Annotated in this window: 16 protein-coding genes and 3 pseudogenes; 6 read left to right on the top strand and 13 right to left on the bottom strand. The window is 58.5% G+C overall.

The features are described 5' to 3' along the window. Positions 1-5: 5 nt before the first annotated feature. The 8 genes and pseudogenes from ACQZ5Y_RS27370 to ACQZ5Y_RS27335 form a co-directional block, all read right to left on the bottom strand. Positions 6-782 (bottom strand): anti-sigma factor family protein, encoded by a 777-nt coding sequence (locus tag ACQZ5Y_RS27370; protein WP_236763096.1) that lies wholly within the window; start codon positions 780-782, stop codon positions 6-8. Next, complete coding sequence (locus tag ACQZ5Y_RS27365; protein ID WP_081177394.1) at positions 782-1,288, bottom strand: sigma-70 family RNA polymerase sigma factor; 507 nt, start codon at positions 1,286-1,288, stop codon at positions 782-784. Before ACQZ5Y_RS27365 ends, ACQZ5Y_RS27370 begins: the two co-directional genes overlap by 1 nt. Before the next feature lie 57 nt (positions 1,289-1,345). Continuing rightward, positions 1,346-1,768, bottom strand: a complete 423-nt coding sequence (locus ACQZ5Y_RS27360; protein ID WP_174060265.1) for a nuclear transport factor 2 family protein — start codon at positions 1,766-1,768, stop codon at positions 1,346-1,348. A gap of 176 nt (positions 1,769-1,944) precedes the next feature. Beyond that, the gene (locus ACQZ5Y_RS27355; protein ID WP_075627914.1) at positions 1,945-2,751 is read right to left on the bottom strand and encodes a universal stress protein; all 807 of its coding nucleotides are present in this window, start codon (positions 2,749-2,751) and stop codon (positions 1,945-1,947) included. Positions 2,752-2,968: 217 nt separating this feature from the next. Further along, a complete protein-coding gene (locus tag ACQZ5Y_RS27350) occupies positions 2,969-3,406 on the bottom strand; it encodes an EamA family transporter (RefSeq protein ID WP_174060264.1) in 438 nt (145 codons plus the stop codon). Further along, positions 3,403-3,792, bottom strand: a complete 390-nt coding sequence (crcB, locus tag ACQZ5Y_RS27345; RefSeq protein WP_174060263.1) for a fluoride efflux transporter CrcB — start codon at positions 3,790-3,792, stop codon at positions 3,403-3,405. Before crcB ends, ACQZ5Y_RS27350 begins: the two co-directional genes overlap by 4 nt. 82 nt (positions 3,793-3,874) lie before the next feature. Further along, positions 3,875-4,798, bottom strand: a pseudogene (locus ACQZ5Y_RS27340) (DUF190 domain-containing protein); the annotation flags it as partial. Between the two features lie 341 nt (positions 4,799-5,139). Beyond that, positions 5,140-7,278: a heavy metal translocating P-type ATPase gene (locus ACQZ5Y_RS27335; protein ID WP_174060260.1), complete on the bottom strand. Its 2,139-nt coding sequence runs from the start codon at positions 7,276-7,278 to the stop codon at positions 5,140-5,142. A gap of 66 nt (positions 7,279-7,344) precedes the next feature. Here ACQZ5Y_RS27335 and ACQZ5Y_RS27330 point away from each other — a divergent pair, with 66 nt between their 5' ends. Next, positions 7,345-7,752, top strand: coding sequence for a MerR family transcriptional regulator (locus tag ACQZ5Y_RS27330; protein ID WP_174060259.1), 408 nt, complete (start codon positions 7,345-7,347; stop codon positions 7,750-7,752). A 148-nt stretch (positions 7,753-7,900) separates the two neighbouring features. Here the strand turns inward: ACQZ5Y_RS27330 and ACQZ5Y_RS27325 are convergent, their stop codons facing one another. The 5 genes from ACQZ5Y_RS27325 to ACQZ5Y_RS27305 form a co-directional block, all read right to left on the bottom strand. Further along, positions 7,901-8,506 carry a cation transporter gene (locus ACQZ5Y_RS27325; protein ID WP_174060258.1) on the bottom strand — a complete coding sequence of 202 codons (606 nt, stop codon included), beginning with the start codon at positions 8,504-8,506 and terminating at the stop codon, positions 7,901-7,903. 91 nt (positions 8,507-8,597) lie between these two features. Continuing rightward, positions 8,598-9,119 (bottom strand): signal peptidase II, encoded by a 522-nt coding sequence (gene lspA / locus ACQZ5Y_RS27320; RefSeq protein WP_236763094.1) that lies wholly within the window; start codon positions 9,117-9,119, stop codon positions 8,598-8,600. Between the two features lie 637 nt (positions 9,120-9,756). Further along, positions 9,757-10,818, bottom strand: a complete 1,062-nt coding sequence (locus ACQZ5Y_RS27315) for a L,D-transpeptidase family protein (RefSeq protein WP_174060256.1) — start codon at positions 10,816-10,818, stop codon at positions 9,757-9,759. Positions 10,819-10,946: 128 nt separating this feature from the next. Beyond that, positions 10,947-11,684 carry an SMC-Scp complex subunit ScpB gene (gene scpB / locus ACQZ5Y_RS27310; RefSeq protein ID WP_174060305.1) on the bottom strand — a complete coding sequence of 246 codons (738 nt, stop codon included), beginning with the start codon at positions 11,682-11,684 and terminating at the stop codon, positions 10,947-10,949. Between the two features lie 2 nt (positions 11,685-11,686). Next, entirely contained in the window at positions 11,687-12,640 is a 954-nt protein-coding gene (locus tag ACQZ5Y_RS27305) for a DUF1403 family protein (protein ID WP_174060255.1), read from the bottom strand. Between the two features lie 124 nt (positions 12,641-12,764). Here ACQZ5Y_RS27305 and ACQZ5Y_RS27300 point away from each other — a divergent pair, with 124 nt between their 5' ends. The 5 genes and pseudogenes from ACQZ5Y_RS27300 to ACQZ5Y_RS27280 all read left to right on the top strand — a co-directional run bounded on the left by ACQZ5Y_RS27300 (position 12,765) and on the right by ACQZ5Y_RS27280 (position 17,124). Further along, positions 12,765-13,898: a site-specific integrase gene (locus tag ACQZ5Y_RS27300; protein ID WP_174060254.1), complete on the top strand. Its 1,134-nt coding sequence runs from the start codon at positions 12,765-12,767 to the stop codon at positions 13,896-13,898. Between the two features lie 166 nt (positions 13,899-14,064). After that, the gene (locus ACQZ5Y_RS27295) at positions 14,065-14,745 is read left to right on the top strand and encodes a permease (protein WP_236763108.1); all 681 of its coding nucleotides are present in this window, start codon (positions 14,065-14,067) and stop codon (positions 14,743-14,745) included. Between the two features lie 436 nt (positions 14,746-15,181). After that, entirely contained in the window at positions 15,182-16,330 is a 1,149-nt protein-coding gene (locus ACQZ5Y_RS27290; RefSeq protein ID WP_174051762.1) for a tyrosine-type recombinase/integrase, read from the top strand. 148 nt (positions 16,331-16,478) lie between these two features. Then, positions 16,479-16,724: pseudogene (locus tag ACQZ5Y_RS27285) on the top strand (type II toxin-antitoxin system prevent-host-death family antitoxin). Beyond that, a pseudogene (locus ACQZ5Y_RS27280) lies at positions 16,721-17,124 on the top strand (PIN domain-containing protein). The pseudogenes ACQZ5Y_RS27285 and ACQZ5Y_RS27280 overlap by 4 nt, the downstream one beginning before the upstream one ends. Positions 17,125-18,934 lie beyond the last annotated feature (1,810 nt).

Genomic DNA, 18,934 nt, shown 5'->3' with positions numbered 1-18,934 from the left:
CGGTTTCAAATCATTCCTTGATAAATCGCAGTTGCGATCGGAAGGAGCTTTGCCCGATCGACCGAGGCGGATACCGCGAAATCGAACCCCTGATCCACCCAGACAAAGCTGGACACGCCGTTTTTCTCTTCAAACGTGAACGCTGTCTGCGCTGATTGGCCGGCGCGTAGATAAACGGCCAGCCTCTCGCCTTTGTCATCCTCGTACATGAGTTGTGCAGCCGCAGCGCCACCGCCCGGAAGGACGCGTCCGCCGAGCAGCTTATACCCGAATGCCGAAAGGTTCGGTGGCGTCAGTGCCCGGCCGGATCGCTTCGACAGCCATGTGACCAGATGTGCCTCGTCATCCGCTCCAACTTCGACCGGATGGGCTACTTCGACCACGAAGGTCCGATAGGCGTCAGATGCATTCGCGGCAAAACCCGCCTCGGACAATCGCGCTGCGTTGATTTGCACGCCTTCAGGCTTTAGCCACCAGCCACCGGTCAGGCCTATTCCCAGGAAGATGCAAGCGGTCATGGCGGAGCGATACCAGCCTCGTCTTCGCAAAGCTGCGTTGGACTGAAGGTTGGCGATGCGCAGCCGCGCTGGAATGGGCTCTGCGAATTTTTCAGATAGCCGCACTCGCAAGGCTTCCCGGTCCGCAAGCTGTTGCGTGACCCTTGCGCTCACTTCAGGATGACCAGCAAGATAGGCGTCGACAAGCGCCTGACGGTCAGGCGTCAGCTTTCCGTCGATGTAAGCCTGAAGATCATCTTCGCCGATCGGCGAACCGGTGTTCATCATTTTACCCTTCGCAAGGTCACGGGCGTCTTGTTGTCTAGGATAGATCGGAATTTCTGCCTGGCGCGCGACAGCCGCGACATCACGGTTCCTACCGGCACACCAATGACGGCAGCAGCCTGCTCATAGGACAGATCCTCGACGCCAACCAGAAGCAAAAGCGATTTTTGATCGTCGGAAAGCCTATCGAGCGCTTCGAGTATATCGCGCACGGCAATGCCATGATCCTGATCGGCTGGCGATCCGGGGAGCGTGACGGTATCGAGGTCGTGGTGTGGACCCCGGCGCTGGGATTGGCGTCCAGCCGAGATGTGCAGGTTTCGCATGATGGTAAACAGCCATGCCCGCAGGTCACCATCAGTCCGGCGCAGATACCAGCGTGATATCGCACGCTCAAGGCAATCCTGTACGAGATCGTCGGCACGGTTGTGATCACGCAGAAGCGCGAAGGCATAGCGTCGCAATGCCGGTATTTCAGCCTCCAGTCGCATCGCCATTGTCGACATCATCAGCCCTTCGGATCGGTGGCCACACCGGCGAAGCCGGTGTGGCCACCCGTCGCCTTACTTTGCAGGCGGGTTGACCTGCCAGATTTCGTCGACAAGTTTTCCGTCACGATAGGTCATGATGTAAAGAACGGGAACCTTGTTCTTGCCGGCAAAGACAACATTCGCGGCAACGGTCGCGCCCTTGGGATTGGCTGCCTCCCAGAGTTCACCGACTGTGGCGGTCTGTTCGCCCTGTGCCGTCGAGAATTTGGCCCAGACTTCCGCAATCGCCTTTTCCGACGCATAACTGCCGTCGAGCGGACCACCAATCCAGGCAAGGGAAGGATCCTTGCCGTAGTCTTTGGTGATTGTCGCGACATCGCCCTTGGCAATCGCTTCGATACGGGTCTTGGCCATGTCCATGGCAGGGCCAGCAAGGGCTGCACCGGTAGACATGAGAAAAACGAGCGGCAGAGCCATCAGAACTGTTTTGCGCATAGTGTGATCTCCTTGTTGAAATGACAGCAGAGAGACGCTGGCAATCACGCGTTATTCCACCCGGCAGCAAAATAATTTTTCACTCTTTCACTGCGCTCAAGGATATGGAACTCTTTTTTGCTTGTAGAACGGATTCCTTGGGCGAAGTTCCACATGAAGATGCGTCGTATTTGGGCCTAATGGCTAAGAAAAGCGGGCAAACTTGTGTGGTCCATCACTGTCTTCGTGGCCCCGCCAAAGACGGCCTCAAGAAATGCGCCATGACGGTAGGCGCCCATCAAAAGTGTATCGGCACCGCCCCTATTGGCCTTTTCCAGAAATTCGTCGGCGTTTTTCGCCACGGAGGTCTGCAGCCGCCCTGTCCCGCTGACATGCAGTGACTGAATGAACCCAACCGCCTCTGGGACTTCGTTCTCGTGTGCTGCGAGAATTACCAATGTATCAGCAGCGCGGAGCCAAGCTCTGGCCTTTTGAAGGCAAGAACGTATTTCGTCATCGTCCCTCCAGAAAATGGCAATCGAGCGGCCGAAAGAAACCGCAGTTCCGTTAGTATCCGGCGTAAAAACCACCAGCCTATGATGATCGAAGAGCGCCGCATGCAGGGCGTCGCCGCCGTCCATCGATTGCGGGCGGGCGATGGTCACCAGATCGGCCGATCCGAGATGATTGCGGACACCGTCTTCTTCTCCACCATCAGCTTCCACCCACTCGACCTTGGCGCCAGCCGGCGACGGTTCACGCCCTGCCGACCACTCCTCGAAGATCTTTCTGACCTCGTTCCGTCGCTGAGAGGCCGTGCCCTCATCGCGGATCCGCATTTCCTGCATGTCGACTTCCTCTACACTGCCTCCGATCTTGGCGGGATCGACGCAAACATGGAGCGCCGTGATTGTTGATCCCGGTTCGACCGCTGATGCAGCGTCGGCGATCAGCAGGCTGGAAAGGGCTGTTTTAGGATGTGGGATGAGCGCAACAACGTGCATGGTGTTCCTCCTGATTCAGATTTCCTGCGACGCAGCTTCTGCGTCCCGTTCGTCTCGTGTTCGAAATGAGCGATACCGCCATCGCCCATCCGTCGGCTCCCATCGCCTCCACACGACTTCCAGCCAGAATATACGATCATCCTCTGGTAGAACTGCGTGCCACGCGTACCAGACCTGCCAGATGGGGAGACGGAGTGGGTTCGACATCTGGTCTGCTCTAGGCGCGGTAAGCGACGAGGACAGCGCCGCAGGCAATCAGGCAGACGCCAAGCCAATTGGGGAGCGACAGACGCTCCCCCAGAAAGAGTACGGCAAAGATTGCGACAAAGACGACACTGAGCTTGTCGATCGGCGCAACGCGTGCGGCATCACCGAGTTTCAACGCCCGGAAATAGCAGATCCACGACGCGCCGGTTGCCAGGCCCGATAGAACAAGGAAACTCCAGCTACGGCCGGACACCGTACCCGGCGATTGCCAGTTTCCGGTGACATAGACCATCATCCCGGCGGCGGCCAGAATGACGATCGTGCGAATGAAAGTCGCGAAATCGGAATTGACGTTTTCGACCCCGACTTTTGCGAAGATAGCCGTTATTGCCGCAAAGCCAGCCGACAATAGCGCCCAGAAGGGCCAGCCAAGAAGAATACTTTTCATGCCGTTTTACCTCCAACCATACCACGCACCAGCGCCATGCCAGCGAATACTGCAATGAATGCCAGGATGACAGAAGCGCTGGCGTAGAGGATGGCGGCGCTAGTCTCTCCCCTTTCCCAAAGCCCTACAGCATCCAGCGAAAACGTCGAGAAGGTCGTAAAACCGCCAAGAATGCCGGTTGTCAGAAACAACCGCAGTTCCTGCGGCAGCCCGGTTCGCATGACAAAAATCTCCGTCAGGATACCCATCAGCAATGACCCGATGATATTGATCGATAAGGTTGCCCATGGAAAACCAAGTCCGAGCAGATGGGCCACTATAAGGTTCACACCATGGCGGACGGCACCACCGACGCCTGCACCCAGAAATACGATGACAAATCCCATGATCGCTTCCTCAGAACGTGCTGGATGACGACAAGCGACCCGACAGCGCGTCTTGCGCCGCAATCTCTTCACCCAGGACTTCCTACTGCTCGATATGCTTGTAGATGACCACCTTGCGGCATAGCAACTCACCGTGCGTCCGGCAGAAGGTCTCGAGATCCTGCTTCGGCGCGATCAGTTCGACGCACATGGTGAGATTGGGGTTCTGGATCTCCACACCTTCTGACTGCATCTTGCCGTGGTTGCTGTATCCGAACGTCGTGTGATGAGCGACCGCATTGATGATCCCTGCCGCTTTCGCCTGGATCACAAGTTCACGCTAGAGCGGCTTGCTGCCGAACCAGCGCTTAGCCCCCTTCACTTTCTCCCCAGGGCGAAGATAGATGCGCACCATGCCGAATTCGCGTGAGGAGACGGTGTGGGTCATGACGATAGGCCTTTCGGTCAGATTGGAGTGAATGGAGAGGGAATTTGCATGCGTTGCCACAGGCGCGGGCGTTCTGCCGCCCTTCGTGCGGATCGCGCGCACCGGAACACCGGTCGGCAGGTCCGAACCAGCCGATTTGACGACGCCGATACGCTGAGACAAATAGATGCTCGAATGGCCGCTGAAGAGGTAGGCGAGAAAGCAGGCGGTGGCGATATAGACGCCATGGGTGGCCCCGAAGAGTTCAATCCCCATGACCATGCAGGCAAGTGGCGTGTTCGTTGCGCCAGCAAAGACGGCGACGAAGCCAAGTCCCGCCATCAAATCGACCGGGGCGCCGAGAAGCCCGCCGAGCGCACTGCCAAGCCCTGCACCGATGAAAAACAGCGGCGTCACCTCACCACCCTTGAAGCCGGCCGAGAGTGTGATGATCGTGAACAGTGCCTTCCACAACCAGCTCCAGTAATCGACGTGATCAGGGCGGAAGAAGCCGAGAATGGTCGGGTCCGCCGGATCAGGCGACCAGACCCCCAAGCCGAGATAGGCTCGAGTTCCAAGAAGATAGGTCAGGCCGATCAGGCTGTCGGCCCTCTTGAAAAAGGTGATCAGGTACGCGCCGCTAAGGCCCGTCCTCGCAGGGCTGGTGCCTCGCTCGATACCGGCAAGGTGACTGTTCGGATCGACCCGGAGATCATCGGCGCGGACATCCTGCAGGAGACCGTCGTCGAGCTCGGATATACAGTTCCAAACTGAAATCCCGCCGATGCAATGAGGCCGGCCGCGCCGCTTGCGCGTCCGGCCTGACCGGAAATCTGCAATTGCGATTGCCGGCCCAAGCAGACCTCCGCGTCGACCATCGTCTTCACAGCCCGTGCGAATTTGGAATATCAACCGCATCGAGCACCGACTTGAAACCCATTTTACTTGGTGTCACGGCGACCGTGTCGCAGAAGCCGCAGCGCGTTTGCGGTTACGAGAACCGTCGCCCCGGTATCGGCCAGGATAGCCATCCACAAAGTCGTGACACCAAAAAGGGTCGTCATGAGGAAGATGGCCTTGAGGCCAAGAGCGAGCCCGATATTTTGCCAGATGTTGCCGAGCGTCGCCCTTGACAGGGCAATGAGATCCGCCACTCCCATAACCTTGTCGCGAAGCAGCGCAGCGTCGGCGGTTTCCAGCGCGACGTCGGTGCCTCCGCCCATTGCCACCCCGACGGAAGCGGTGGCGAGCGCCGGAGCGTCATTGATACCGTCGCCGATCATGGCAATGGGCCCTTGCGTCTTGAGGCGCGAGATCTCGGCAAGCTTGGCGTCCGGAAGTAGTTCCGCCTTCACGTCCAGTCCGAGCGCCGATCCGATCGCTGTCGCCGTGCGCTGATTGTCGCCGGTAAGCATGACAGTTTTGACGCCGATATCCTTCAGATGCCGGATGGCAGTTGCGGCGTCGTCACGCGGCTCGTCCCTGAGCGCGATCAGGCCCTCAATCTGGCCGTTCATCATCAGAACGACGACCGTCTTTCCTTCTTCCTCAAGGTACGTGATCCGCCGCGCAAGTTCGTCATCGAGTACGGCCTGCTCGGCGGCAAATCGGGGAGATCCGACGGAGACGAAACCGTTCTTCAGCCGCGCAGTAACCGCCTTTCCAGGCGTCGCCTTGGCACCGCCGAAGCTCGCCGGCACAGATAAGCCTTTTGCGACCGCCGCTTCACCAATCGCAACGCCAAGCGGGTGGCTGCTGTTGCGTTCGACGGCGGCCGCGCGGGCCAGCACATCGGCCTCTGTCCCGACAATTGCCAACACATCCGTCACCTGCGGTCGGCCGCGGGTCAGCGTTCCTGTCTTGTCGAAGGCGACGGTCTTGACCTTTCCGAGCGTCTCAAGTGCCGCGCCGCCCTTGATCAGCAAGCCCTTGCGAGCGCCGGCCGCAAGTCCGGAGGCTATGGCCGCCGGCGTGGAGATGACCAGCGCACAGGGGCAGGCGATTAGGAGGGTCGAGAGCCCTCGATAGATCCACGTCGTCCAATCGCCGCCGAAGAAGATCGGCGGCACGACGATGACGAGCGCCGCCACGACCATAGCCGCCGGCGTGTACCAGGCGCTGAAGCGATCGATCAAACGTGCCATCGGTGCCTTCGACGACTGCGCTTCCTCGACCATGTGAATGATGCGCGAAATCGTATTGTCGGCCGCGACATGACTGATCGCCACCCGAAGCTCGCCATTGGTGTTGATGCTGCCGGCATAGACCTTGTCGCCGACGTTCTTGGCGACGGGAACAGACTCCCCTGTAACCGGAGCCTCGTTGAGCTCGGAATAGCCCTGCGTGACCTTGCCATCGGAGGGAACACGGTCGCCTGGCCGCACGACGACTATGTCGTCGATCGCCAGTTCCTCTACCGCAACCTTCTCGACCACGCCATCGCGCTCGCGAAAGGCGGTTCTTGGGACAAGATCGATCAATGCCTTGATACCAGCCCGCGCGCGGCCGGCCGCGATGGTTTCGAGAAGCTCGCCAACGGCAAACAGCAGGATTACGACCGCCGATTCCTCGGCGGCCCCAATCAGCAACGCGCCGAGCGCGGCAACCGTCATCAGCGTCTCGATGCTAAACGGCGTTCCGGAGACAGCGCCGACGAAGGCACGTCTTGCGAATGGAACGATGGCGATCAGCGCCGCTACCGAATAAGCGATCTGACCCCAGTCGGGAGATACGTGGGAGATGCTCCAGGCAGTTGCAAACATCGCGCCAGTGAAGATGACGAGACGCCCTTTCTTACCCTTCCACCATGCCTGGTCGTGGTAGTCCGGGAGCTGGCTCGCACCAGCTTGATTGTCAGCGCCCGCTGAAATGGGGGTGAAGCCGAGCGCCTTGATTTTGTCCTCGACAGTCTGCGGCGAGGTCCTGTCCTCATCCAGCATGATGACCATGCTTTCCTGACTGTAATTGACATTGATGTCGCTGACACCTGGCAAGCGCTTCATCGCGTTTTCGATCTTCATTGCGCAGGCAGCGCAATCCATGCCCTCGATCTTCAATTTCAACGCGCTGGAAGCAGCCATGACATCACCTCGACAATTACGAACTGGCGCCTTACATGGGGCCTGTAGCAACTACAGGGTCAAGCCATGTCGCCAAACATTCTGACAATCGGGTATCTTGCCAAGAAGACCGGCACCAAGGTTGAAACGATCCGCTTCTATGAAAAGAACGGTTTGCTGCCCGAACCGGGCCGCACCGAGGGCAACTACCGCGCCTATGACCATGCGCATCTGAATCGACTGAGCTTCATCCGTCGCGCGCGCGACCTTGGATTTTCCCTCGATCAGGTACGCGGTCTTCTGAGGCTGAGTGACGACCGTGACCAGTCATGCAAGGCGGTCGACGAAATTGCCAACGAGCATCGCGCCGAGGTCGAACGCAAGATCCGCGATCTGCAGGCGCTGAAGGCGGAACTCGACAATATTATCGACCAGTGTAGCTGTGGAACGGTCGCCGACTGCCGCATTATCGAGTCTCTTTCGCCAAAGCATTAGGGGGTCAGCACCCATTCGAGTGCCGCTTCAATGTGTGGCACTCGACTACTTGAGGCCCTCGTTTCAGTGCGTCTGTAGCGGCAGGCGACGAATTGCCGAACAGCGTCGTGAACTGCAACGAGCGCCGATCTCCTCCATTGCAAGGCCGCTACGATGCGTCCTTCGCCTCTTCCAGGATTTCCCAGCCACCCCTCAGGACGATACCTGCAACAAACACCCCGATAATCAGATCCGGGTAAGGAGAAGCGAAGAACATAACCGCTGCGCCCGAAACGACAATGCCGGCATTGGCGATCATATCGTTCGTCGTGAAAATCCACGACGCCTTCAGGTGAACGCCCTGATCGCGATGCGATCGAAGAAGATTCAGGCAAATGACATTCAGCGCGGCATTGATGAAGGCGGTGATAATCATGGCCAAGCCAATCGGCTCGGCGCCCACGAAGAACCGACGCCCTACCTCGACGAAAAGTGCCAGACCTAGGGCGATCAGCAGGATCCCGGACAGGCGCGCAACACGCACCTTTGCCACAACCGTCCGACCGACGGCGTAAAGGCTGATGGCATAAACGCCAGCGTCGCCCATATTATCCAGGGCTGCTCCCAGAAGACCGGTCGAGTCAGCGAAGACGCCAACGACGCCGGCAACGATCACTTGCAAAAGATTGATGGCAAGGACCCAGATAAGTGTCGTTCGCTCGGAGGCATTTCTCGCGTCGAGCCGTATTTCGTCCTCGCGGTGTTTCTCGCTCATTCAAGTTTTCCCAATATTCTGCACAGCTTGGAAAGCCGATGCACTGATCCTTAGCGTCGCGTGCGGCCCTGAAAACCGACAACGTCTTCATTCAGCGCTTCTCGGTACCGGACGGTCCGGGTGTGCGTGCCGGGTCAAAAGAAAAGATCGACCCAGCGAAGAGCAGCGCTGCCCCCATGGTGATCGCGACATCTGCCATGTTGAAAGCGGGCCAATGCCAAGTCCCGATGTGAAAATCGAGAAAGTCGGTGACGGCGCCATGCTGTACGCGATCAAGTATGTTTCCGGCCGCCCCGCCGGCAATCAAGCCGAACGCAGTCGCTTCCAACGTCCGGTCCGCTCGCATTGCCCAGACGATCAGCCCGATGGTTATGACCGTCTTTATGGTGGCCAGCAGCAACGGGCGCTCAAAAAAGATATCGCTGAACATTCCGAAACTGACGCCGGTGTTGAAACCCAGTGTCAGGTTGAAGAAGCTCACAAGCTCAATCGTCCGCGGCGGGGCCATGACGATGTTAACGATCAGCCACTTTGTCGCGATGTCGAACAGAAGCGCGACGACAAAAGCGATCGCAATCCAGACGGCTCGATGTTTAACGGAATTAGTCGGCAATATGATTTCCCCTCGTTGGCTGGGCCTGATCGACAGTTGATTTCGAGCGCGAGGGCGCCCACACCGCGCGCCGATGTCGCCCTCGCCGTCGCTGCAGTCGGCCGCGCTTCTCGACTGGTGCCGAACTAAGATTGCTCGGCGGACTGAATGTCGCGAAATGGGACCCCGGCGCATCTCTTGGATGGGCTTCCGTCGTCAGATATGCGTTCGAGCTTAGGTCTACAGCCTGTAGCGGCTACAGGGTCAATCGCGAATTTGTCGAAGCGTGACTAAAGAACATGTTGGCGAATTGGAGCGCTTACATTCAGCCTTGGAGAACTCCCGTCCCGGTCGAGGACATGGTGGATATCACCGCGGCAAGAAAATACGCCGAGACGAAAACCGCGCCGCAACATGAAGAGGCAGTGTAACCGAGCTAAAAGACACCCGCTCCCTCGTTGAGCGCTTCCCGTGCTCAGCCACATTGAACTTCAGGTGAAGAGCTTCGCTCGATCCTCCACCCCGGCTGCCTGAGCATCCGTGCCCAGCTTAATCCCAACGTCTCGGCGTCAATATTGATTCGCTCGAAGCGGATCGATGGAGGCAAATCCGGCAGAAAGGCAACTATACGCCTGCCGTCTTTCTCATTCGCGCCCCATCAATCGGCGTCTTTGCCCTTTTCCGAACGGCTGAGCGCCGGTTTCCAAGGCTCGCCCGTGTAAGGATCCGCCAGGGCGGCGTCTGGACGGCTGATCGGGTACTTGATGGTCGAGATTTTCTGAGCGAGCTTGTCGGCGCCGTTTTGCTTCAGCAGCTCGCGGAAGCTGGAGTGCATCCCACCGTCAGCATAGGCAGTCACGGTTGCGGGAGGATCCTTGTCCAGCAGCGAGGTCAGTTTCTGATCCTCTTGTTGAACTTTGGCGGAAAGGGTCGGATCCACAACCTGTTTAAAAGAGGGACAGGCAGCAAGAGGGTTGGTGGGGTCCCTGTCGAAATCGGCGTTGAAAATATATCGACGATTGCACGCCGCGACTTTTGGCTGCTGCTTGGAAAATTCGAAGGCGTCGTAACCTTCCTTCAGGTTTTTCCAGAACGCGAAGTTCGGATCGCTGCGATTGGCCGCCATGTTCTCCACGGTCATGCGAAACGGATATGCCTGCACCTGAAAACTGTCCTGGCCACCGGCAAGCGCGCTGTGCACGAGGGCGTAGATTTCGCCGACACCTTGGTCGGTCATCGCGTAGCATCCCGACGAAGAACAAGCGCCGTGGACCATCAACGCTTCGCCGGTGTAATTCAGTGCCGCCTCAAGGCGGTTCGGATAACCAAGATTGAACGACAGATAAAATTGCGACTTGGGATTCATCATGCCTGTGGAGACATGATAAAATCCTTCAGGCGCCTGCCGATCACCGGTCCTGGTTTTCGGGCCGAGTTTTCCTGACCATCGGCACATCGGGTACACCTTCAAAAGTGCGTAGCGACCGGTCCGATCCTGCTTCCAAATCTCGAGCTCGCTTTCTTGTTTGAAGATCCGTATCAGCACTGGGCTGTCCGGCTTCATCCCTTTCTTCGCCATCTCTCCGACCAGTTTGACCGGAATTTTGGGCGACGGATCGCCGATATCGTCAAGGCTCATAGTGGTACAGCCGTTAAGTCCGGCGACAAGCAGCACAAACAAGACGAGCGGCCCCAGCCGGTGGAATATTGCCTGGATCATTTAGTCTGGGCCCTGATTCGTATGACGAAACGGTGCTACGGCCTGTAGCCACTGCAGGGTCAATACCCGTAGATCTAGATTCTCAACTGGCTCCCATTTCCCAAATCCGCGCAGTGCATGTAGAATGATCAGCGTTCCGAACCCTGGTAGTCCTTGCTATCGTCGTCGAAGTCGGCTTGTTCGTCGTGTTCGTCCGAAGCGATCGGGATGTCGCCATCGAACATCCTGTCCCTGCTCAGCAGGCCGGCATCTTCGAGCAATTCGAGGTTCGGCAGGTCGCGCAACGTCTCCATCCCAAAGGCGGAAAGAAAATGCGGTGTTGTCACGTAGGTGTAAGGCGCGCCGGGCGTCGGGCTGCGTGGCCCGGAGCCGATGAAACCCGCACCCCGTAAATTGCCAATGACATCTCGGCTCACTTCCTTGCCAAAAATCTTGGACAATTCGCCGCGGGTGACCGGCTGGAAATATCCGACCGCCATCAGCACCATCGCCTCGAATTCCGACAGCGCTGCCGCGCCTCCCCGCGTCGGCGCCGACGAAGCGCGGATCGTCTCGGCGAACCGCGGTCGGGTGCGATGCTGCCAGCCGCCGGCGACCGACACCAGTTCGTAGGGCCGGGCGCTGAGCTCCTCGCGCAGATCGTCGATCAGCAGATCGATGCTGCAATCTTTTCCGACCACCCGCGCCAGCGTCTCGCGGCTGACCGGTTCGGCCGAAGCAAAGATCACCGCCTCGACCCGCAGCATCCATTCCCGCCAGCGCAGTTCCGGCGGCAGCTCCTCCAGCTCCCGATCAAACAAGCGTTCGCTTGCGACGTTCGTCCTGTCCTTGCGGCGAGATGTTTTGGGTGCAGCGGATCCGGCCACTGTCACAACCCAAACATCCGGAAGGAGGACCGGCCAGAGAGTTCGCGCACGGCCTCGAAGCTTTCCAACCGCTCGAACAGCCGGGTCGCCGCCCAGCGCGACAGGGCGCTGCCGGGCGCCGAGGCCGGTACGGCGTCCTCGGTCAGCAACTTGCGGATCACCGGCTCGGCGCCCTTGGTGCGCAATTTCGGCGCGATGGCCAGCAGCCTTGCGGCGCGTCTGTCGATCTCGACGCCGGATCGCAGTGCTGCGTCGACACCGTCGGCCAGCGCCAGGCAAATCGCCTTTGGATAAGCCGGTTCGCCGGGGCGGACACGGCCGCGCCCGCCGATCGTGCGGAAGGCCGGGCCAAACCGTTCGGGCAGCAGCAGCGGCACGGGCTTTTGCCAGTTCAGCCTTTGCGCCAGCACGGCCTCGGCGAGCCCAAGCGCCAGCACCTCGGTGTCTGGGCGAACGGCAGAGATCGCCGTTATCAGGTCCGCCACCGCGAAGGGTGCTGCTCGCCCAGACTGCATGGCAGAATCGACCATATCGGGAATTGAGGCAAGGCTGTCGTGCCAGCTGATCCCCAACAGAGCGGCAAGCTCCTGAACGAACGGTGTGGCGATTGTCCCGGGTCGACGCGCCAGCAATCGTGTGGCCAGAAACAGCTTTCCGGCCGGTCCCGGATCGTCACCGGCGCCAGTCAGCAAAACGGCGTCCCGGATGGCGTGTTCGTCCTCATTGCGGCCGACCATTTTGGCGGCGACGGCGGCCGATTTCAGGGCGGAACGGTCGCGCCAGCAGCCAAGCCATGGCGGGTCGGCGCGGATCAGATCGTCTAGCGATTTCAGTGCGATACCAGCGGAAAAGGCCGCGTCGGCTTCGCTGACGTCACGGCTAAGCGAGAGCGCCCACCCAGGCAGGCGGGCCGCCCATGCGGCTGTCGGCGCAACGGAAGGCGGGAGCGAATCCATGCTTCGGATCATAAGTGAAGCGCGCGGTTTACACCAGCAATATCACCGAAAACCGCACAGGTTGTCTGCGACAGAAAACAAACGATAATCTTGCATTATCGGACGTTTTTCTCATTATAGAGAAATGGCCCAAATCATCGAGCAAAACACCAAAAATCACGTCGAGGAGACCTCAGCTCCGTTTCTCAGCACGGCGGCTGGGCGTGATGTTTCCGCGCCGGAGGTGTCAGGCGCAAGCCCCCTCCCCTCTCTCGCCGGCGGTGGCGAGACACCTGCTCATCTTGCCAGCCTCGCCGATCGCGCTCGTGGCTATGTCCAGGCGGCCAGTTCCGCCAACACGCGCAAGGCCTACGCGGCCGACTGGAAGCATTTTTCGGCCTGGTGCAGGCGCTCCAATCTGGCCCCCCTGCCCCCGCATCCGCAAACCGTCGGACTTTACATCACAGCCTGCGCTTCCGGCACGGCTGAACGGGGTGCAAAAGCGAACTCTGTCTCGACCATCGAACGCCGCCTCTCCTCACTCTCCTGGAACTATGCCCAGCGTGGCCTCTCGCTCGATCGCAAGGACCGGCATATCGCCACCGTGATGGCCGGCATCCGCAACAGCCACGCCAAGCCACCTGTCCAGAAGGAAGCGGTCATGGCTGAGGATATCATTGCCATGGTCGAAACGCTCGATCGCGGCTCCCTGCGCGGCCTGCGTGATCGGGCCATGTTGCTCATCGGCTTTGCTGGCGGCCTTCGGCGCTCCGAGATCGTCGGCCTCGACCTGAAGGCCGACCAGACTGAGGACGGTCGTGGTTGGATCGAGATCCTCGACAAGGGTATGATTATTACGCTGCGCGGTAAAACCGGATGGCGAGAGGTCGAGGTCGGTCGCGGCTCGGCCGATGCGACCTGCCCGGTCGCCGCAATCGAGACTTGGATTAAGTTCGCCAAGCTTGCGCACGGTCCCCTCTTCCGTCGCGTGACGGGACAAGGCAAAGCAGTTGGGCCGGAACGGCTGAATGACAAGGAAGTGGCTCGGCTGGTGAAGCGGGCCGCAATGGCGGCCGGCGTTCGCGGTGATCTCAGCGAGATCGAACGCGCCATCAAATTCTCCGGACATTCCCTTCGCGCTGGCCTCGCTTCTTCTGCCGAAGTTGATGAGCGATATGTCCAGAAGCAACTGGGGCACGCGTCCGCAGAGATGACCCGCAGATACCAGAGACGCCGTGATCGCTTCCGCGTGAATCTGACCAAGGCATCGGGGCTTTAGCTGCCCCCTCCCCACCTAGAAGTTCAGTCGCCGGTCCAAGGGGCGAGGGAGTTTCATGTCTGCAACCACAGAACTGCCAGTGCTGCAGTGACGTCGGACATTCTCGCTGGTATGAAAGAGGCTGCGTATATAGGAATTAGATAAGAAGGATCGGCACTTGGACTTCATGAAGCTGCTCAAGTCGCTAGAAGAGCTGCTCTACGAACTCGTCTCATGGCTGGTCTTCTATCCTGTCACCATGTGGCGCTCGGTCGTCCGGCCACTCGGGATGATGCGCTACGCTGACATCGAACTCACCGATAAGCCGGAAGATCAGTATCAGGATACTCTCAGCCCGCCGCTGTTCCTACTGATCACGCTGCTTCTTTCGCAGGGACTGTCCGCTTCGCTGCCCTCGGTTTATGATCCGACCGAAGCCGCCCGGGAACTAGGGTCCGGATCGAACCTTCTGATCGCACGAGGAGTGATCTTCGGTATCTATCCCCTGTGCATGGCCGTGACGCTTCTGCGATCGAAGACGGTCAGCATCACGCGAAATTCGCTCCGCCCGCCCTTCTTCAGCCAGTGTTACGTCGCAGCACCCTTCGCCTTCGTGCTCGTTCTAGGTTTGGATTTTCTCAGCATGCCACAAGGCCAGGGTACGCTCGCAGGCACTGTTGCAATAGTGATGGCCTTGACCTGGTACGCACAAGCGCAGTTCCGCTGGTTGATGCATGATCTGGGCATCGGCGTGGCTAGAGCGCTTGTCATCTTCGTCGGAGCATTTCTTCTTGCCACCGTCGCCGCATTTCTCGTGGCGCTTATGATTACTCTCGATGTAAAAAACATAGCACCCTCAACTAGTTGACCAGCCGACGGTGCAGCGAAAATAACGTCGCCTACGCGACAGCTTGCGGTAAATCTGGCTAAGACATCGGGGTTTAACTACCCCTCCCCTACTCTGGTGTGAAATCGCAAGCGGAGATTTCAGTGACGAATTTCTCGCTTATCGCTTCAATTGAAACCGGGAGCTAAAAGCCACACCAGCGTCGAAAGCCGGCCGCATCAGGGCTGTCATGCTGATTTTCGTGAGATCGTAAGTCATTGATTTTATGGTAAGCGATTTGCTAAAGGAACTCTATATAAATGTTACTGTTCCTCACATGGTATGACTGCGGGTTGTCGTTCTAACCATCGATAAGTACCCCTTATCGATGGTAGTTGATTTCGCGGCGCAAATCGAGGAAAATCGGGGCAAATCACGGTGCCAGCGGCCGCCGAAACCCGCGATTCTGGAGCCTATCGTGCCTAAAGCGAAGACATCACACACGTCCGTCGAGCGGCGCGCCGAGGAGCTCGATACCATCGCGTCCGTGTTGCCGCTCGAACGCCGCGACGAGCTTGCCGAGCTGTTGAGCGATGATGACATCGAGACGCTGCGGCATCTCGTTAATCAGGGCATGGGCGACAATACGCTGAGGGCCCTGACGTCTGATCTTGCCTACCTGGAGGCCTGGGCTCTCGCTGCCACCGGACAATCCCTGCCCTGGCCAGCGCCCGAGGCGTTGCTGCTCAAATTCGTAGCCCATCATCTGTGGGATCCGGAAAAGCGCGCAAGTGACCCCAACCACGGCATGCCCGATGATGTCGACAAAAATCTAAGGCGTCAGGGTTTCCTGAAATCCGTTGGTCCGCACGCGCCTGACACGGTACGGCGCCGGCTGGCCAGCTGGTCGACATTGAGTAAGTGGCGCGGCCTTACGGGTGCCTTCGCCTCCCCTGCTCTTAAGTCAGCCATTCGTCTGGCCGTGCGCGCCGTTCCGCGAACCCGTGCGCGCAAGAGCGCAAAGGCCGTCACTGGCGACGTTCTGGCAAAGCTGCTGGCGACGTGCGAGTCAGACAGCCTGCGCGATCTACGCGACAAAGCAATCCTGATGGTCGCCTTTGCTTCCGGCGGCCGTCGACGCAGCGAGATCGCCAGGCTACGCGTCGAGCAGCTGACAGTCGAGCCACCGATCGAGGTGAACGACGGTCCTCCCCTCCCCTCACTTGCCATCCATCTTGGTCGAACCAAAACGACGACAGGCGAGCAGGACGATGTCGTCTATCTCACAGGCCGACCTGTCGAGGCGCTGAACGCCTGGCTGGCGGCCGCAAAGATCGAAAAGGGCAGCGTGTTTCGGGGAATTGGGCGATGGGGCACCGTTTCGCGGCGTGCGCTCGATCCGCAGTCGGTCAATGCGATCCTGAAGCAGCGGGCACAGATGGCCGGGCTAGACAGTGGGGAGTTTTCAGCGCACGGGCTACGATCGGGATATTTAACGGAGGCCGCCAATCGCGGAATTCCCCTTCTTGAGGCGATGGAGCAGTCCAGACATCGGTCGATGCAGCAGGCTTCCAGCTACTATAACAACGCTACAAGGCGAAGCGGGCGTGCGGCATGTATTCTGTAGTGGCGCTCATGCGTAGCATCAGACGCCCCGGCTTGTGGGAACTGGTTGCACAGTCAATCGGTCTCCCTGACGACCTAGGCAGGGTCGGAAAGCCCGCTTCTCTGACGTTCTCCACAGGCTGGCATGCCCCCCCCCTCTGCCTAAGTCGATGATCGATACGTGCAGAAGCAAGGCAGGCTTCACCAGAGACGATCAAAGAGAGAGCGCCCAGTCGGCGCCTCAGACGATTACCCGCAAAGGAAAACCGAGCGTGGTTGTTGTTTCTGCAGAATAGTGGCTGAAGAAAATTACTCGCAGGGGATCGCCTGCGGAATTTCTGTCGGCATCGCCCCTATACGGCGCCGACTTGGATACTGAGAGACAACACGACGCGCCCCGTGGCCTGTCCTTGTGAGACTTCTACTCGATACGAATGTTATGTCGAAAGTTACAAAGCCTCGCCCTGATGAAGGGTGTCTGAAGTGCCTTCAAGGGCTGCACGTGGATCGAACCTTAATCAGCATCGTCTCTGTTGCTGAAATTCGCCGCGGTGTCGCGCTGATGGATAGCGGCTGGCGCCTTGGACGAACGGCTCACGCATGATCTGCCTCAACGCTTAAGAGAACAGGATTATTCCGGTGGCAGGTCATGCCGCCTTCGCCTGGGCCTATCTGATGGCGCTTGCCAAGCGAAATGGTCGCCGGCTCGGCTCGATGGTTGCTACAGCCGTCACTCACCCATTGACCCTTGCGACGCGCAACATCAAGGATTTAGAAGGCTTCGGAATAAAAATCAGTGGTCAGTGGGTGGACTGATCTGGCCGTTGCTTTTCGATTGAAAGGGCTGGACTGAACGCTCTCCTACAAAATGCTCAGGAATCACGCCGTAATCTTCTTATTGCTGACCACACGCCCCTTATCTGGCTGCATGAAGTCATCCATCACGTGAATGAACACTCGCGAATTGTGAAAGGCAAGCAAGGCTCGTTCCTTGGGTTGGCCCACGATGTGCGCCGAGCATAAGAGCGGCAGCGTCAAATTATTCAGCCGCCTAAACATTTTTGAAGAAATCGGCGTCCGATATGGCGTTCGGATCCTCTGGCCTGTCCTTTGGCTGCAGCATAGGCTGTTGAAGCGATCTCTCGCGTTTCTCGACGATAGAGCTAAGCTATCACTTATGCGTTGGAGGCCGTCATCGACGATGCATTGCGCGAGGATTTTGGCGCGCAGGCAGGTATATCATCGGTCTCTGACAGCACCTTAGTCCAGCACAGCCTGCAGTATTTGAGATGATCGACCGCCCAAGGGGATATTTTCTTCGGGGACGAAAGGGCAACGGAAGGCCGGCTTTGCGCTGCTCATTTCGAGTTTCGATCAGATCTGTGACCGCTTCTACCCAATTCAATTTAAGAACTGCGAAAAGAACCTGATATCTCCAGAAAAATTCGCTGCCTGGGAAAATTCAGGAGCGGGAACCTACAAACGGTCTCTACCCTCGTGACCGCCCTCCTCTGCAGACAGGCAGAGATCTCTCTGCTGTCCCTCCAGATAAGGAGGCTTTCTGAAGTTCTCGCCCTTCCAATTTTAGTTAGTATTTCCGCTGCAGATGCCCGGCTACGAAGGGGAATATTTCGAGAGCACGTAACGGGCGCAGCGAGGATTCGATCGTTCTAGTGGCTCTGGTAGTCAAATTCCTCAATTGCCATGTGCTTGGGATATTCTGATGAGCTCCCTTGGCTGGCCAATAAGTCTTTCAAACGGCACAGATCGTCGAAGCGCGGCGTCCTTTTTCAGTCCATCGGCAATCCGATCGATACGTTCGCTAAACAAGTCTGTTTTTTTGACTGTTCTTTTGCGCCGTCGTGTAGTTGGCGCCAAAGCTGATTACTGAGCGCACGCAAGTCGCTTTCATGGCGGCAAAAGCCGCATCAACCTGAGAAAAATGCTGCCTTTTCAAGAAAAGCGCCAGGAGCCAATCAACGCGGTGTAGACGGCTCCGGAAAAGGCTAGACTTCGTCGGACGTTTTCCTCGGCTAAACCCCGGTGCCCGGCCTTTAACAATTTTGCCCGGGTCAAAACTGGTTTATTACCCTGCCAGGCTCGCTCCCTGGGAGCCGGGACGGGCGACAAAGGCTTTCATGCGCCCTGAACCGCAAAGCCGGCTCGAAGCCGCAGCCAGAAGGACTGACGCGACAAGAGGCGACTTTTTGTCCGCTGATATCTGTGAACGGGCAGAATTGATCCGTACGGTACAAGCAGCGAAGGCGTGAGCGCATCATCGATGGTTTTGCGACAGTTGACGTCCCAGGCCCAATCGGAAAACCTTGTCAGCTGACAAGGTTTTGGAGACGCGGCTCTGGCTATGGATCAGCTCATCTCTTGAGGAAGCCCAGATACCAGATCATCAGCTGTCGCGACCGCTAAAGTTCGCCCAGCTACCAGCGTCAGCGGTTTACGACGCTCGCTATCGAAAACCTTGTCAGCTGACAAGGTTTGCAGTCCTGCACCAACTTCAACGGTCAACAGTCATACCGACGCCGGGGCAGGGGGGCAGGGGGCAGGGGGCAGGGGGGAGTGGGCGGGGGCCAGGCGCCAGGGACATCACAACACCGACATTCACCGCTAG

Source organism: Agrobacterium sp. A3-95 (assembly GCF_053521785.1).
Note: the sequence above shows the minus strand (reverse complement) of the source record. Positions and strands in the feature narration are given on the sequence as shown.

What these genes read in the sequence shown, in the direction of transcription:
- ACQZ5Y_RS27295 (WP_236763108.1), top strand. Translation starts at nt 14,065, where the DNA reads ATGAAGCTGCTCAAGTCGCTAGAAGAGCTGCTCTACGAACTCGTCTCA.
- ACQZ5Y_RS27305 (WP_174060255.1), bottom strand. Translation starts at nt 12,640, where the DNA reads ATGGATTCGCTCCCGCCTTCCGTTGCGCCGACAGCCGCATGGGCGGCC.
- ACQZ5Y_RS27360 (WP_174060265.1), bottom strand. Translation starts at nt 1,768, where the DNA reads ATGCGCAAAACAGTTCTGATGGCTCTGCCGCTCGTTTTTCTCATGTCT.
- ACQZ5Y_RS27335 (WP_174060260.1), bottom strand. Translation starts at nt 7,278, where the DNA reads ATGGCTGCTTCCAGCGCGTTGAAATTGAAGATCGAGGGCATGGATTGC.
- crcB (WP_174060263.1), bottom strand. Translation starts at nt 3,792, where the DNA reads ATGGGATTTGTCATCGTATTTCTGGGTGCAGGCGTCGGTGGTGCCGTC.
- ACQZ5Y_RS27315 (WP_174060256.1), bottom strand. Translation starts at nt 10,818, where the DNA reads ATGATCCAGGCAATATTCCACCGGCTGGGGCCGCTCGTCTTGTTTGTG.
- ACQZ5Y_RS27330 (WP_174060259.1), top strand. Translation starts at nt 7,345, where the DNA reads ATGTCGCCAAACATTCTGACAATCGGGTATCTTGCCAAGAAGACCGGC.
- ACQZ5Y_RS27365 (WP_081177394.1), bottom strand. Translation starts at nt 1,288, where the DNA reads ATGTCGACAATGGCGATGCGACTGGAGGCTGAAATACCGGCATTGCGA.
- ACQZ5Y_RS27355 (WP_075627914.1), bottom strand. Translation starts at nt 2,751, where the DNA reads ATGCACGTTGTTGCGCTCATCCCACATCCTAAAACAGCCCTTTCCAGC.
- ACQZ5Y_RS27325 (WP_174060258.1), bottom strand. Translation starts at nt 8,506, where the DNA reads ATGAGCGAGAAACACCGCGAGGACGAAATACGGCTCGACGCGAGAAAT.
- ACQZ5Y_RS27350 (WP_174060264.1), bottom strand. Translation starts at nt 3,406, where the DNA reads ATGAAAAGTATTCTTCTTGGCTGGCCCTTCTGGGCGCTATTGTCGGCT.
- ACQZ5Y_RS27300 (WP_174060254.1), top strand. Translation starts at nt 12,765, where the DNA reads ATGGCCCAAATCATCGAGCAAAACACCAAAAATCACGTCGAGGAGACC.
- ACQZ5Y_RS27370 (WP_236763096.1), bottom strand. Translation starts at nt 782, where the DNA reads ATGAACACCGGTTCGCCGATCGGCGAAGATGATCTTCAGGCTTACATC.